The following is a 14,118-nucleotide window of genomic DNA, read 5'->3' as shown; positions in this document are numbered from 1 at the left end:
GTTATGGGTATGATTGATCATGAAGATGCTTATCAGGATGAGCATGTGTTGATCGGCAAAGGTTTGATTGTCGGTGTGGTCTTCGGTTCCCTGATTTGGGCAGGTATTATTGCAGGTATCGTATATATATGGTAGATGCATCTCATACAAGAAAAAGGCTGCTGGGGCTGTGAAGCTCTTGGCGGCCTTTTTACGCTTGCCTAGAGCCCAAACGATAAGGAAGAGGTCACCTGTCTATAAACGGCTGTCTGAGGCTTTCTAGGATTCTCTTGCATATGCTAGTCGAAGAGGTGAGAGGACAATATGAAGATGACACCAACGGCTTTAGTTGGGCTTGTGATTATTGAACCTGAGGTCCATGGGGACCATCGGGGATTTTTTATGGAAAGCTATCATGCGGCGAAGTTGGCCAAAGAGGGGATTACGATAGATTTTGTCCAAGATAATCATTCGCTTTCGGAAGAAATAGGCGTGCTGCGCGGGCTCCATTATCAATTAAATCCGCATGCGCAAACGAAGTTAGTAAGAGTAGTCGCAGGCTCAATCTTCGATGTTGCAGTAGACATTCGCACGAGCTCCCCAACATTTGGCCAGTGGGTGGGTGTTACGCTCAGCGCATCCAATAAGCGACAGTTGCTGGTTCCACAGGGCTTCGCACACGGTTTCTGTACATTAGAGCCGAAGACTGAGGTGCTTTATAAGGTGGATGCCTATTATTCGCCGCAGCATGACCGTGGGATTCTATGGAGTGATCCGGCAATAAGTATTCAGTGGCCGACGACATCGCCGATTTTATCGGCTAAGGATGAGAAGCATCCTTTGTTAAGGGACGCGGAGATTAATTTTTGAATGTAGTGAGACTCAAGAAGTTGCATCCATTTTAACGGAAGTCTGAGTTATAATTAGGTAAGCTTATTTTGATCAGGAGTGGATGCTGTGGCTGAGATGACGAATCGTGAGTATTTAGTTGCGATGATGGATAGATTGAATGAAATTGGTGCTGATCTAACAGCAATGAAAGAAATACTTGACCGTACGGATAGAAGATTAGAAAATATTGAAGACAAATCGACACCAAAAGAGCAGGATTAGAGATTATTCTAATTCTGTTTTTTCTTTTCAAAATCACCTCAGCAACACTTTTTCGTCCAAGCCGTAAGCTTGGCTGCATAATCGAACAAGTCCCCTCATATGCATGTACTATGAGGATGTTAATCATGAGTGAGGGGATGATCGAATGCGCCGGGTCACATGGATGGTAGCAGTGGTAATGTGTGTAGCATTGGTTCTCGCAGGATGCGGGATGGGTAAAAAGGATGCAGGATCTATCGTAAAGGACTTGGATCATGTGATGGGCAAGTCGAGCAGCTATCAAGCAACAGGAAGCATGATTCTAAACACCGGGCAGCAGCCTCAGGAGTATCAGGTTGAGGTGGCGTTCTCGCCTGAGCATTTCTACCGGATTTCCCTGACGAATGCTACGAAGGATGTTACACAAATCGTTTTGCGCAATGAAGAAGGTGTGTTTGTCTTGACGCCGCATTTGAAGAAGAGTTTCCGCTTCCAAAGTGATTGGCCAGAGAATCAAGGTCAAGTGTATCTGTTCCAATCTTTAGCGAAGAGCATAATTGCGGATAAGGATCGTCAATTTACGACGGACAAGGATGCTTATGTCTTCGATGTTGCCGCGAACTACCAGAATGAGCAACTTTCTCGCCAGAAAATCTGGCTGAATAAGAAAACACTCGCGCCTGCACAAGTTCAAGTGTCAGATGCGAACCAAAATGTGTTGGTGCAGGTGAATTTCACGCATTTTGAATTCGATACATCGTTCGATAAGGATTACTTCCAAATGGAGCGCAACATGACCAGCTGGAATTTGCAGCAGCAAACAATGCCAACGTCAGCTGACGTTGCAGTGACAGATGCAGATCACCCTGCGGCAACCGGGGGCAAATCGGTAACGGATAAAAATCTGTCCGCCACAGGCGGTCAATCCGATCAATCCAAAGCTACGGGCACAACGACGAAACCAGATGCGACGAAAACCGCGCCAGCAGCTGCCAAAGCCCAAAGTGTTGGCATTGTTGAGCCGTACTACTTGCCGAAGGATGTTGTGAAGCAGGATATCAGCGATATGAAGCTTGGTGAGGATTCTGCTGTACTTTTACGATATAAAGGGAAATACAGCTTCAATCTGATCGAGGTCAGACCTCAAGCCAAATCAGTTTCACTGCCGCCGGGAGATATTGTTGATCTCGGATTCACGGTTGGTGTGATCACAGGGAATGGCTCGAAGGATGAGCCTAGAACACTGACTTGGACGAACGATGGTGTTGAGTTCCGGATGTTTACGGGGGATATGCCGGTGAATGAAATGATTCAAGTTGCGATGGCAACGGATGGACAATCCGGGAAATAAGTTCGATTTTATGTAAAAAGAAATGGCTCTGCACCCTATGGTGCAGGGTTTTTTCTCATGTATACGATGAGAATTTGGAATAAAATTTACAAGAAGATTTATCCAACTCCCACGAACGGTCGTTTTTTTGGTATAATGCAACTTTGGAGCGAATAGATAATTGGAGTGTTTAGGATGACAAACAAGAATGAAATGACTTTGGAACAGCAACGAGAATTTTGGGAAAATGAGACGAAGGCTTTCGCAACGTTCTTGAATGATGAGGGAAAGTTGAAGCCAGCAACGGCTAACAAACATGTGGATCGTATGGACTTTGTGATGACCGAATACTTCGTGCGTTATGGCATCAGCTATGAGGATGTTCTGGGTGATACCATTGTCGATTTTGTAGGTCGATTCTTAATCAGCCATGTGCTTAGCACAGAGGAAGCTGATATTGGTGCTTATTTGACTTCTTTCAAAAAGTGGATTCAATTCCTTCAAGTGACATTTAGAATTTCAAAAGAACAGTCCACTTCATTGAATGAAGTATGTAAGCATAAATCTTATTTCGAAGAGCGATACGAGCAGTACATGGAAGCAGATAATGACTACGCGTTGGAACGTTGGTTGAACTCGAATGATATAGAAGCCTATATTGAAGAACAAACGCCAGCTTCCAAGCGAAAGCTGAAGCCTCTTGTGGTTGACCAGAAGCTGCTTCAACTTTGGATGGATGGGCGGACGCCTGTGCCACCAATCGTTCAGGAATTCAGAGCTTTTCTCGAGGCTGTACAGACCGGAAAGAACGTCAAGTTGTCGGCTGCGCGCAAACATTTGCCGCGGAAATTCTGGAACGAGTTCGATGAGGGGCAGAATCTGCAGCTTTTCCGTAAGCCGACATTGAATCAAGATCAAGAGCCGGTGTATCAATTCTTTTTCTATGTAGCGGTAGTGCTAGGGATCACACAAGAAGAAACACAACTAACCGTAAATGCGAAGCAATTAGCTTTTTATTTGGCACTTACCGAGCAGGAACAAGCTGTTATTCTCTTGGATGCGCTCTGGAATCGAGTGAACTGGGGAATTCTCGAGGAAGTTAACGAAGGTGGCCGCCCAGAAGATATTCAAGCCTGGAGAAGAGCCATTGCAAGTGTGTTAGCAAGCTGGCCTGTTGGTCAAGAACATAATGTGAAAAAAGAATGGGATATGCATCGACAATCCGGTATCTTGCTCGATACAAGTGCTGATGTGTTTTTGCATGCGGTAGCTACTATATTGGTTCGTTTCGGTGTGATAACTGCGCAATTCTTACCAGATGCAGAGATGAAATATGGGTTTGAAAGAAAGCCAGTCGTGATGACGGTTCTTGAGCCTGGAAATCGCGTATTCCGTTATTTCGTAAACGAGGCAGCCTATGTGCTTAATCATACACCTAGCATTGCTGTTGAACCGAAAATCGGACGTAACGAACCATGCCCATGCGGCAGCGGGAAGAAATATAAAAAATGTTGTTTGTAACAGGATAGAAGAGGTGAACGCTGGTGGATGCTTTTTATCGGCCCACGTGGGTGGAAATATCGTTAGATGCACTGCGAAGCAACATTGAACAATTTCAGAAAGTACTGCCTGCAGGCATGAAGCAGATGGCAGTCGTTAAAGCGGATGCTTACGGACACGGGGCTGTAGAAGTATCCAAAGAAGTTCTCGCCGCGGGTGTGGATTATTTGGGTGTCGCGTTCTTTGATGAAGCACTAGAGCTCCGAAATGCAGGAATTACTGCGCCTATTCTTGTTCTCGGCTATACGCCCCCAGAGGGGATTAGTCGGGCACGAGAGCTGGATGTGACGATTGCAGTATACAGCCGTGACGTACTGGAAGCCTTGCGAGAGCAAGGTAGGAAGCAAGAGAACGCATCGCAGAAGAAGCTGAAAATCCATATCAAATTGGATACCGGCATGGGGCGACTCGGCTTGCATACGGAAGCAGATGCGATTCCTTTTATAGAAGAAGCCTTGCTGCTGCCGGGTGTGGATGTAGAAGGACTGTTTACACATTATGCGAATGCTGATGAAGTCGATAAGAGTTATACGCTAGAGCAGTACGGCAGGTTCGAGCGGATCGTGAGCTATTTTACGGATAAAGGGGAGACGTTCCCTTATATTCACGCCGGAAACAGCGCGGCAGCCATTGATTTGCCCGGATTAACCTATTCGATGGTACGTCTGGGGATTTCCATGTATGGTCTGTATCCTTCTGAGGATGTGGATCAAACGAAAATTGAGCTAAAGCCAGTCCTGAGTCTCAAGACAGGGATTGTGCATCTCAAAACACTGCCTGCGGGTTCAGGTGTTAGTTATGGAACGATTTATCACACCAAAGGTGATGAGCAAATTGGGACATTGCCGATCGGCTACGCGGATGGATACTCTCGTATGCTTTCGGGTAAAGCGGAGGTGCTGGTTCGTGGCAAAAGAGTGCCGATCGTCGGCCGGATTTGTATGGATCAATGTATGATCCATGTATCCGATGTGCCGGACGTGCAAGCACTGGATGAGGTTGTTCTCATCGGCGAGCAGGGCGAAGAACGAATTACTGTGGAAGATGTGGCTCGTCTGCTGGGGACGATTCCTTATGAAATAATTTGTATGATTTCACACCGTGTTGCGCGTGTGTATGTGCGTAATGGGGAGCGGGTTGAAGCTTTAAATCCGCTGATGCGTCACCGTTATTAATAACGGGGGAAATTGCTTCATGAATTTACCATGCAACTTTTGAAGGTTTGGAAAAGGGTTTCACGAATAGCTTATAGAATACTATGTAGTAACAATCTTATATCTTAAGGTGTAACATAATTGATATACCGGAGGCATATATTCTATTGTATAATTTGGTTTTTGGAATGACATACTGGTAATATTGTCTTTGTATCGTTTCTGGGGGTGCGAGAGTGTGAGCAATGCGCATAATACGAAAAGGATCATGATTAGCTTGCCTGACAATCTGTTGCAAGAAGTGGACGGAATTGTTGAGAAGGAAAACTCCAATCGGAGTGAATTCATTCGTCAGGCAATGAAGCTGTATTTAATTGAACGCAAAAAGCGCAGTCTACGCGAATCCATGCAGCGTGGGTATATGGAAATGGCGAAAATAAATCTCAGCATGGCATCTGAAGCTTTTCAAGCGGAGGAAGAAGCGGACGGAACGCTTGATCGCTTAGTAAGCGGGGTGTAAGACGTGATTGTGAAACGTGGCGATGTATTTTTCGCAGATCTTTCGCCGGTCGTAGGATCGGAGCAGGGAGGAGTCCGTCCTGTTCTAGTGATCCAAAATGATATCGGCAACCGCTTTAGCCCCACTGTGATTGTTGCAGCGATTACAGCTCAAATCCAAAAGGCAAAGCTTCCCACGCATGTGGAAATCGACGCGGAGACGCACGGTTTCGATCGAGATTCGGTCATTCTGCTTGAGCAAATCAGAACAATCGACAAGCAAAGATTGACGGACAAAATTACGCATTTAGATGAAGAAACGATGCGAAAGGTTGACGACGCTTTGCAAATTAGTGTGGGACTGATAGAATTTTGAATAAGGTCTGGAACGGACGAGGGCGCTAGGTACCCTCGTTTTTTGGTTTGTACATACATATACATACGATCAATTGAAAAGAGGTATGACTGTGGCGAATGTGGAGACGGAAGGTCAAGTAACGGAGAACATAGGAAAACCAAAAGCAAGTGAGTTTGAAGAACCGAAAGCGAAGATACAGATTTCTGCGGAGAAGAAAGCGGAGATACAGGAACGGATCCTGAAGCAAATCTCCGCTGAGCTACAGTTGCCAAGCGGCAAAGTGAAGACGACGATGGAGTTGCTGGACGAGGGCAATACGATTCCGTTTATCGCGCGTTATCGGAAAGAGATGACGGGCGAGCTCGACGAGAATCAGCTGCGAGATATCGAGGAGCGGCTGCAATATTTGCGTAATCTCGAGGATCGTAAGATCGAGGTTGTTCGTTTGATCGACGAGCAAGGTAAACTGACGGACGAGCTGCGTAGTGCAATCGAGCGTTCCGTGAAACTGCAGGAAATCGAGGATCTCTATAGGCCTTACCGCCAAAAGCGGAAAACGAGAGCTAGCGTTGCGAAGGAACGCGGATTGGAGCCGCTTGCCGCGTGGATTTGGAAGCAGCCTCGTCAAGGCTCGCTGGAGCAAGAGGCTTCGCGTTATATTAACGCGGACAAGCAGGTTGGAAGCGCCGCTGAGGCGATTCAAGGCGCGATGGATATCCTGGCGGAGAATATCGCGGATGATGCGAAAATACGTGCCTGGGTGCGTCGATTCACACAGGATAACGGCATTATGCGAACAGAGGCGAAGGATGCGAAGGCAGAATCTGTCTACGAGATGTATTACGCCTATCAAGAGCCTGTGAAGCGCCTGCCGCCTCACCGTATTCTCGCGATTAATCGCGGCGAGCGGGAGGAGATTTTGAAGGTTGGTTTAGATGTCCAAGCAGATAAAATTCACGACTACATGCTGCGTCAAATCGTGAGAGGTGATTCGGTTGTACGGGATGTACTTCGTACGATTGTCGAAGACGCTTATAAAAGACTGCTAGCTCCATCCGTTGAGCGCGAGGTACGTGGTGAAATGACGGAAGCGGGCGAAGAGCAGGCGATTAAGATTTTCGCTGAAAATCTGCGCAATCTCCTACTGCAAGCGCCGATTAAGGGCCATGTGGTGCTCGGTGTCGATCCGGCCTACCGGACAGGCTGCAAGCTGGCCGTCATTGACGACACCGGTAAAATGCTTGAAATCGCCGTCACCTACCCAACGCCACCGAATAATAAGGTGGCGGAAGCGAAGGCGAAGTTCAAGCAGTTGATCAGCACATACAGCGTGGAGCTGATTGTGATCGGGAATGGGACGGCGTCCCGTGAAACGGAGCAGTTCGTTGCGGAGCTGATCGGTGAGATCAAGGAGCGGAAGCTCAAGTACTTGATCGTCAGCGAAGCGGGAGCGAGCGTGTACTCGGCGTCGAAGCTGGCGCAGACGGAGTTCCCTGAGCTCGACGTCGCCGAGCGCAGCGCGATTTCGATCGCGCGGAGGCTGCAGGACCCGCTCGCGGAGCTTGTAAAAATCGAGCCGAAAGCGATCGGCGTCGGTCAGTACCAGCATGACGTTTCGCAGAAACGTCTGGACGAGAACTTGAAGGCCGTCGTAGAATCGGCCGTTAACCATGTCGGGGTGGACTTGAACACGGCGTCCCCGTCCTTGCTGTCGTACGTGTCGGGGGTCAACGCGACACTGGCGAAAAACATCGTGAAGTATCGCGAGGAGAATGGCAAGTTCAACTCCCGCCAGGAGCTGTCGAAGGTTCCGCGCCTTGGCGCGAAATCCTTCGAGCAGTGTGTCGGGTTCATGCGGATTCCGGGCGGCCGGAACCCGCTCGACAACACCCCGATCCATCCAGAGTCTTACGACGTGGTGGATCGCTTGTTCAAGGAGCTGCGCATCGAACTCGCGCAGCTTGGTTCACAGCAGCCGCTAGCGCTGCTGCAGACGCTGGAGCCAGAGGAAATGGCTCCTAAGCTTGGTGTTGGTGTCCCGACGATGCGGGACATCCTAGACAGCCTGCAGCGGCCTGGGCGCGATCCGCGGGACGAAGTCCCCGCGCCGATCTTCCGCACAGACGTGCTGCAGCTGGAGGACCTTGTGCCGGGCATGGAATTGACAGGCACGGTACGTAACGTAATCGACTTCGGCGCCTTCGTCGATATCGGCATTAAGAACGATGGGCTGGTACACATCTCCCAGCTCAAGAACGGTTTCGTGAAACATCCAATGGATGTTGTTTCTGTCGGAGACATCGTCCAAGTATGGGTGCTCAACGTGGACCAGAAAAAAGGCCGCGTAGGCTTAACGATGAAGAAACCGCAATAGTAGGTTGATGATAGCAGTGGATAGTTGATAGTAGTTAACTGGCAGTTGGGAGTTCGCTCCCAGCTGCTTTTTTTGCGTGAACCTTGTGTTCATGGACGCTCATCCGCAGCACCCGAGCAGAAGTTTTCATAACGGGTCGTAATGTTAGTACGTTAGCTGGATTTCATGTAGCTAATCTCTGAGTATTCCTTCAAAATCGCAAACTTGTGTGGAAATAGATGGAGGTTATCCAGTTACTTCTGAGCTCTTGCCACCTCCTTCACCAAATATGTCATCGTGTACCTCTGACCGGCCACAAGGGAAAGCATGCCTTCCATCGAGAGGCGAATGAGCCACTCAGCCGCGACACGAACGTTCACATTGCACTCGGCAGCCACTTCTTGAAGCCGAACTTTGCCATTACGCCGATTGGCGATCTGGAGTATAAACTTTTTTCGAAGCTCCCACACGTCCGCCTCAAGCTCAGCGATGGTAGGAGGATGGGGGTTGCGGTTAGAAACGATCCTCCTTTGTTCCAAAGGAATAACGTTGTTTCGACTTCCAGTCATCTGAATGTGATCTACTCGATCGCCAGTCTGCTGCATGTGATCTACTCCACTCCGAATCGGTTGCACTTGCTCTTTTCCTTCCCCTTTCTCTAGCACTCGATCTATTCGTTTTCCTTTCTTAAGAACTTGATCTACCCTCATCCTGTTCCCTTGCCCTCGATTTTCACTTTCACCTTCTGGCAACACCTGAATCTGATCCTCCAATCTCTTTTTCCAAAACAACCTACGATGCTTCTCGCGCATTCTGCGCAGCCACTGACTACTATTTGTCTGCATGTAAATAAGCCCCCTTTTTCTAAATAAATACGCAAAAAAAGCACAAACGAACGGCAGATAATCTGCAAGCTCGAGTGTGCTTCACTCAGGTATTTTTATTTAACTCACTTTCGCATTCTTATTTGCATTTACTATTTGTTACATTTATTTACAGTATAGAGGGCACATTTCAAATATGCAACTGTTTTTTCTCGTATGTACCCAATGGCAAAAAAGCCAGCACTTGTAGTCACAAGTACTAGCTTTCTCATCAAAATTTACGTTTGCTCGGTCCGTCCGTCGATTGGCTGTCGGGCCACTCCTCTTGTGAGCGGCGAGTGCGGTAAAAGTACCAACTATCGTTCAATAATCGAATTTGTCTGCGGTTTTTGTTCTGGAAGGCACGCATTAATTGATTACAAAGCCATTGAGGCATATGCCCATCCCCTTCTTCGCCATGTACTTATAGCATATGAAGAAGGAGAGTATTGGGTGCAGGTCCTCTTATTTTAGAGATCAAATTCCTCTTCGTACCATTGTTCAAGCTGAGCTTGCAGTGCGCGGATTTCAGTTAACAATGAGATCAAAGGGTACGATTTTTCTTGGATACCAGCGAACGTTTTCTCCAAACCATTGATGTAATCCAAGCCTTGAATAAGTGTATACGCCGTACCGATCAATTCCAAATCGTCACACTCAGCAATTACGCGTGGTAGCTGTGGCACATGATCAGCGGTTAATTTCTCTAATTCTTTGTGCAAACGTTGGTTCAAAGCCGTTAATTGATAGGAATAGGAGGAGGGCATTTCGACGAATTCTAGTTGTTGGTCAAGCTTCAATATCGCATAGCGCATTTGTGGCATGGGGAGATTCAATTCCTTTCTGTATAGAGCGTTCGTTCTTCTTTTCTACTTGACAGTATAGCCGTACATACGGTACAAATTCAAGTAAGAACTTGTCATTGGAGTGTTCGTAGATGGAAGATCAAGAGCTGCAGCAATGGATCGAGCAGATTTCTATGGAATCGTTTGGTAGACCCTTTGTTCACCAGGCGCGTTTTAACCGGAGATTGCGGTCGACCGGTGGACGTTATTTTATGAAATCACATGATATTGAGATCAGTTGGAGCCAGTGGGAGACCTATGGGCGGGATGAAATCGAGAAGATTATCAAGCACGAGCTCTGCCATTATCATTTACATATTTTGAAGCGAGGCTATCAGCATCGGGATCAAGATTTCAAAACCTTGCTGGCCCAAGTAGGAGGCACCCGATATTGCCAATCCTTACCGCGCCCCCGAACGAAACAAGCCTATAAATATAGGTTAGAGTGCGTGAATTGCAAGACGGAATATTATCGGAAACGTAAAATGGATGTGCGTAAATTCGCTTGTGGAAATTGCAGGGGAAAATTGAAATCGTATACACTTGACTTAACAGCGCCTTCATAATAAAATAAAACTTGTTCATTCCCTGATAGCTCAGTTGGTAGAGCACTCGACTGTTAATCGAGTTGTCACAGGTTCGAGTCCTGTTCGGGGAGCCATACATGGAGAGATACCCAAGTGGCTATAAGGGGACCCTCTGCTAAGGGGTTAGACTGCGTAAGTGGTGCGAGGGTTCGAATCCCTCTCTCTCCGTCACAAAAATAAGTTCAATGGCATTCATGCCATTGAACTTATTTTTTGTTCATCCGAATCTCAACCTATGCTAACAAATTTCTAATACCTGTTAAACTATTGTCAGATATAGTGAATAAAAAAGATTTACGACGGGGGAACTACCAGTGACCAAATTATTATCGATACGTGTGCGCCTTATCCTATTGCTTTTGATTCCTTCGCTGTTTTATTTAAGTTCGAGTGTATATCTCCTACAAATAAACAAGTCCAATACGGATACGCTGACCTCCTCCTTGTATGAAACGACGGAGAAGAGTGTCTCGCTTATATTGAATGCGGATCGGGATATGTATCAAGCCATGAACGCTTATCAGTTGCTGGTGTCTGGCACCTTGACTGCGGAGGAGAAAACGAATCAGTTGAAGGTGATGAAAGACAATATCGAACAAACGAATACAAGGGTAGGACAGGCAATTACTATTTTAAAATCAAAGGAATTACTGGAAACGGCACAAACGGAGACGATAGTGAAGATTGAGCAAAGTGCATCGAGCTTCCAAGCCTCCTTTGATCAGTGGGTTAAAGAAGCGAATGCCGTTGTTCAAACGGGGAGTGCTGGTAAAGGCGTTTTGAATGAACCGAAGCTGATGGCCACCTTTGAGAAGGGACGCGAAGGGCTGAATGTTATTGGTGAAATTCTAGACACGCATGCTAACCAAAGCATTGTCCATATTGAGCTGGAGAATAAAGCAACAGCTAGAGGTGTTTACATCGGCGTGGCAGTTGTCATCGTTATTCTGTTCGGAAGTGGCGGATTCGTGATCAGGAGAATTATGTCGGTGATTCGTAGGATTTTGACCATTACCGGTGAGGTTGCTGCAGGAGATTTGCGTCACGAGCCACAACTGACGTATGCGAAGGATGAGCTGGGTCAGATTTCAGAATCGGTTGATCATATGGTTGCCAAAATGAGAGGCTTGATCGGCACGATTGCACACAATACGCAATTCGTGCACGATGCCTCCGTGGAGCTCTCGGACAGCTCCAAAGAGTCTGCTCACGCTGCAGAACATGTAGCTTCGAATATTCAAGAAATGACGCAGGAAGTCGAAGTGCAAGCAAGAAGCAGTGAAGAAACGAGCCGAGCTATTGAGGAAATGGCGATTGGGATTCAACGTGTCGCAGAGAACTCAAGCGTCATGGCGGATCACTCTTCATTAACCTCTCAGCACGCAACACTCGGTAATGAATTGCTCTCGAAACTGCAACATCAGATCGTGAATATGCTGAGCTCGGTTGAACAGCTCTCTGATACGGTACAGTCGTTGACCCGTAAATCTGATGAGATTGGGCAAATCGCATCGAGCATCACGAGCTTCGCGAACCAGACCAATCTCTTATCGTTGAATGCTTCTATTGAGGCGGCTAGAGCAGGTGAGCATGGCAAAGGATTTAATGTCGTTGCGCAAGAAATCCGCAAATTGGCTTCACAATCGATTGAATCCGCTGATGGCATCAATCAGTTAATTTACGAAACGAGAGTCGAGATTGATAGCGTATCCCAGTCGATGAATGCGACGAAGCAGGAAGCAAGCGCTGGCTCACAAATGATGCAGGAAGTGAACCAAAGCTTCGAAACGATCATGCAATCTGTGACACATATCGTCTCGCAGATTCATGAGACGTCAGCCATCACAGAGCAAATGTCTGCTAGCTCCGAAGAAATTTCGGCTACGATGGATCAGTCAGCGTCAAGCTCATCTCACATTCTGATGAGATCTCAGACGGTGGCAGCAGCAACAGAGGAGCAGCTTGCAATGATGCAGAATATTGCTGCTGCGTCGGAACAGCTGAAGTCTGTTGTGGATACATTGAATGAATCTGTGACCTACTTCAAAATTAAATAGTTGGCTGCAAATGGGAGTTCTCATGGTTGAGTTAACGTGCACATGGGGACTCCTGAGTTGCCAGCCTGGACTGACTTTATTTCCAATAAATAGGCTTGTCAAAGGGCGCGGAATCCTTTATAATAACACTTGTCGTCCTTAACGGGCTGAAATGTTTAATGACTTTTGTATGGCCCGTTGGTCAAGTGGTTAAGACACCTCCCTTTCACGGAGGTAACAGGGGTTCGAGTCCCCTACGGGTCATTGTTTTATCTCTCATGCGGTCGTGGTGGAACGGCAGACACACCATCTTGAGGGGGTGGCGCTCACAAGGCGTGGGGGTTCAAATCCCCCCGACCGCATCCCAGTTTTAAGATTGAAACCCTTATTATTAAGGGTTTTTTTCTATTTTGAAACAACTTTTTCACGAAAATAAAAATGAGAGGCCTTTCGTAAGTTTAACTAACTTGGAGAAGCCTCTTTCTTTTTCATGTTTTTAAAGAAATGAGTCCAGAGTGTAAAATGTTTTGTAAGGTTAACCGCTAGGTTTTGAACGGTTATAGAGTAAGGTCTCGGCAAGTTATAATGAATCCATAAGAGATAACGTTTTCACACGGTTGCCAGGAAGGAGCGACACACTATGAAGAATACACAGACATCGGCCCCAGCGCCGTTAAGACTAATGAAGTCGAGACCATCCAAGTTGCGTAAACTGCTCACACAAAAGCAACAGTTGCTCATAACACTTCCGCTCGTCGCGTTGGTGGTTGTTTTCAACTATATGCCGCTCTACGGATGGATCATGGCGTTCCTAGACTACAAGGTGATTAAAGGAATATCGGGCAGCCCATTCGTAGGTTTCGATAAATTTGCGCAGCTGTTCCGCGACGATCAGTTCTATCTCGTGCTACGCAACACGTTGGTAATGGGATTTCTGAATTTATTTGCAACATTCGTCGGCTCCATTGTGCTGGCGCTCGCGCTTAATGAAATATTTGTCCATGTATGTCGTGCTGGTAAATGTCGGGGTGCCGAGAATTGTCTTGATGCCATACTTGGACAACAATGCAATTGCCCGGTCCAGCCAATCGAAATCAAATTGCCCTTAAAAACCCGTGAAACCTCCAAGGTCCAGCGGGTGAAACATAAGTGACGTGCATGTGCTTTTGTAGGGTACAGCGTGTAGCTCAAATATTTTTGGAGAGTAGAGATCGATTGCAATTTACAATTTCTTATTGCATAGATAACACGGAATAAACAATCACTCGCTAGTATTGTTTATAGGAGAACTGAACTGAATAGGCAGGGGTAGGAGACCAGGAGAAAACCCTTCAAGGCAGCAAATGATTGGCTAGTGAAAACTAGCTGCGTCGTTTGTATGCGTGAAGGGTTTTTTGTGTTCTCAAAAACAGAAAAGAGGAGTGATGTAAGAACTAGGTGGTTGATTTTACAGAGATTTATGC

Annotated in this window: 15 protein-coding genes and 4 tRNA genes; 15 read left to right on the top strand and 4 right to left on the bottom strand. The window is 46.8% G+C overall.

The features are described 5' to 3' along the window. The first annotated feature begins 9 nt into the window (after nucleotides 1-9). The 9 genes from ASG89_RS38310 to ASG89_RS29890 all read left to right on the top strand — a co-directional run bounded on the left by ASG89_RS38310 (nucleotide 10) and on the right by ASG89_RS29890 (nucleotide 8,345). Nucleotides 10-135 (top strand): hypothetical protein, encoded by a 126-nt coding sequence (locus ASG89_RS38310; protein WP_268795680.1) that lies wholly within the window; start codon nucleotides 10-12, stop codon nucleotides 133-135. Nucleotides 136-303: 168 nt separating this feature from the next. Next, nucleotides 304-849, top strand: coding sequence for a dTDP-4-dehydrorhamnose 3,5-epimerase (rfbC, locus tag ASG89_RS29920; protein ID WP_057315000.1), 546 nt, complete (start codon nucleotides 304-306; stop codon nucleotides 847-849). An 87-nt stretch (nucleotides 850-936) separates the two neighbouring features. Continuing rightward, a complete protein-coding gene (locus ASG89_RS36835; protein WP_157276865.1) occupies nucleotides 937-1,092 on the top strand; it encodes a hypothetical protein in 156 nt (51 codons plus the stop codon). A 163-nt stretch (nucleotides 1,093-1,255) separates the two neighbouring features. Further along, complete coding sequence (locus tag ASG89_RS29915; RefSeq protein ID WP_321166540.1) at nucleotides 1,256-2,422, top strand: outer membrane lipoprotein carrier protein LolA; 1,167 nt, start codon at nucleotides 1,256-1,258, stop codon at nucleotides 2,420-2,422. 174 nt (nucleotides 2,423-2,596) lie between these two features. Next, the gene (locus tag ASG89_RS37990; protein WP_057314998.1) at nucleotides 2,597-3,922 is read left to right on the top strand and encodes a YecA family protein; all 1,326 of its coding nucleotides are present in this window, start codon (nucleotides 2,597-2,599) and stop codon (nucleotides 3,920-3,922) included. 23 nt (nucleotides 3,923-3,945) lie between these two features. After that, nucleotides 3,946-5,136: an alanine racemase gene (gene alr / locus ASG89_RS29905; protein WP_057314997.1), complete on the top strand. Its 1,191-nt coding sequence runs from the start codon at nucleotides 3,946-3,948 to the stop codon at nucleotides 5,134-5,136. A 217-nt stretch (nucleotides 5,137-5,353) separates the two neighbouring features. Continuing rightward, entirely contained in the window at nucleotides 5,354-5,635 is a 282-nt protein-coding gene (locus ASG89_RS29900; RefSeq protein WP_028553892.1) for a CopG family ribbon-helix-helix protein, read from the top strand. Nucleotides 5,636-5,638: 3 nt separating this feature from the next. After that, nucleotides 5,639-5,989 (top strand): type II toxin-antitoxin system PemK/MazF family toxin, encoded by a 351-nt coding sequence (locus ASG89_RS29895; protein WP_028553893.1) that lies wholly within the window; start codon nucleotides 5,639-5,641, stop codon nucleotides 5,987-5,989. 85 nt (nucleotides 5,990-6,074) lie between these two features. Further along, nucleotides 6,075-8,345, top strand: a complete 2,271-nt coding sequence (locus tag ASG89_RS29890) for a Tex family protein (protein WP_082593703.1) — start codon at nucleotides 6,075-6,077, stop codon at nucleotides 8,343-8,345. Nucleotides 8,346-8,578: 233 nt separating this feature from the next. On the opposite strand, the gene ASG89_RS29885 is transcribed toward ASG89_RS29890, so the two are convergent. The 3 genes from ASG89_RS29885 to ASG89_RS29880 form a co-directional block, all read right to left on the bottom strand. Continuing rightward, the gene (locus tag ASG89_RS29885; RefSeq protein WP_057314996.1) at nucleotides 8,579-9,169 is read right to left on the bottom strand and encodes a hypothetical protein; all 591 of its coding nucleotides are present in this window, start codon (nucleotides 9,167-9,169) and stop codon (nucleotides 8,579-8,581) included. A gap of 250 nt (nucleotides 9,170-9,419) precedes the next feature. Continuing rightward, nucleotides 9,420-9,584, bottom strand: a complete 165-nt coding sequence (gene cmpA, locus ASG89_RS36830; protein WP_141692697.1) for a cortex morphogenetic protein CmpA — start codon at nucleotides 9,582-9,584, stop codon at nucleotides 9,420-9,422. Between the two features lie 73 nt (nucleotides 9,585-9,657). Next, nucleotides 9,658-10,011 carry a hypothetical protein gene (locus ASG89_RS29880; protein ID WP_057314995.1) on the bottom strand — a complete coding sequence of 118 codons (354 nt, stop codon included), beginning with the start codon at nucleotides 10,009-10,011 and terminating at the stop codon, nucleotides 9,658-9,660. A 113-nt stretch (nucleotides 10,012-10,124) separates the two neighbouring features. Here ASG89_RS29880 and ASG89_RS29875 point away from each other — a divergent pair, with 113 nt between their 5' ends. The 6 genes from ASG89_RS29875 to ASG89_RS29850 all read left to right on the top strand — a co-directional run bounded on the left by ASG89_RS29875 (nucleotide 10,125) and on the right by ASG89_RS29850 (nucleotide 13,017). After that, a complete protein-coding gene (locus tag ASG89_RS29875; protein ID WP_057314994.1) occupies nucleotides 10,125-10,598 on the top strand; it encodes a SprT family protein in 474 nt (157 codons plus the stop codon). 19 nt (nucleotides 10,599-10,617) lie between these two features. Continuing rightward, nucleotides 10,618-10,693: transfer RNA gene (locus ASG89_RS29870), tRNA-Asn, on the top strand. A 5-nt stretch (nucleotides 10,694-10,698) separates the two neighbouring features. After that, nucleotides 10,699-10,787 (top strand) — tRNA-Ser (locus tag ASG89_RS29865). 146 nt (nucleotides 10,788-10,933) lie between these two features. Further along, complete coding sequence (locus ASG89_RS29860) at nucleotides 10,934-12,676, top strand: methyl-accepting chemotaxis protein (protein WP_057314993.1); 1,743 nt, start codon at nucleotides 10,934-10,936, stop codon at nucleotides 12,674-12,676. 171 nt (nucleotides 12,677-12,847) lie between these two features. Then, nucleotides 12,848-12,919: transfer RNA gene (locus ASG89_RS29855), tRNA-Glu, on the top strand. Between the two features lie 16 nt (nucleotides 12,920-12,935). After that, a tRNA-Leu gene (locus ASG89_RS29850) sits at nucleotides 12,936-13,017 on the top strand. 578 nt (nucleotides 13,018-13,595) lie between these two features. On the opposite strand, the gene ASG89_RS38780 is transcribed toward ASG89_RS29850, so the two are convergent. After that, a complete protein-coding gene (locus ASG89_RS38780; protein ID WP_200963583.1) occupies nucleotides 13,596-13,718 on the bottom strand; it encodes a hypothetical protein in 123 nt (40 codons plus the stop codon). Nucleotides 13,719-14,118 lie beyond the last annotated feature (400 nt).

It is taken from the genome of Paenibacillus sp. Soil766 (genome assembly GCF_001428105.1).
Taxonomy (GTDB): Bacteria; Bacillota; Bacilli; order Paenibacillales; family NBRC-103111; genus Paenibacillus_E.
Note: the sequence above shows the minus strand (reverse complement) of the source record. Positions and strands in the feature narration are given on the sequence as shown.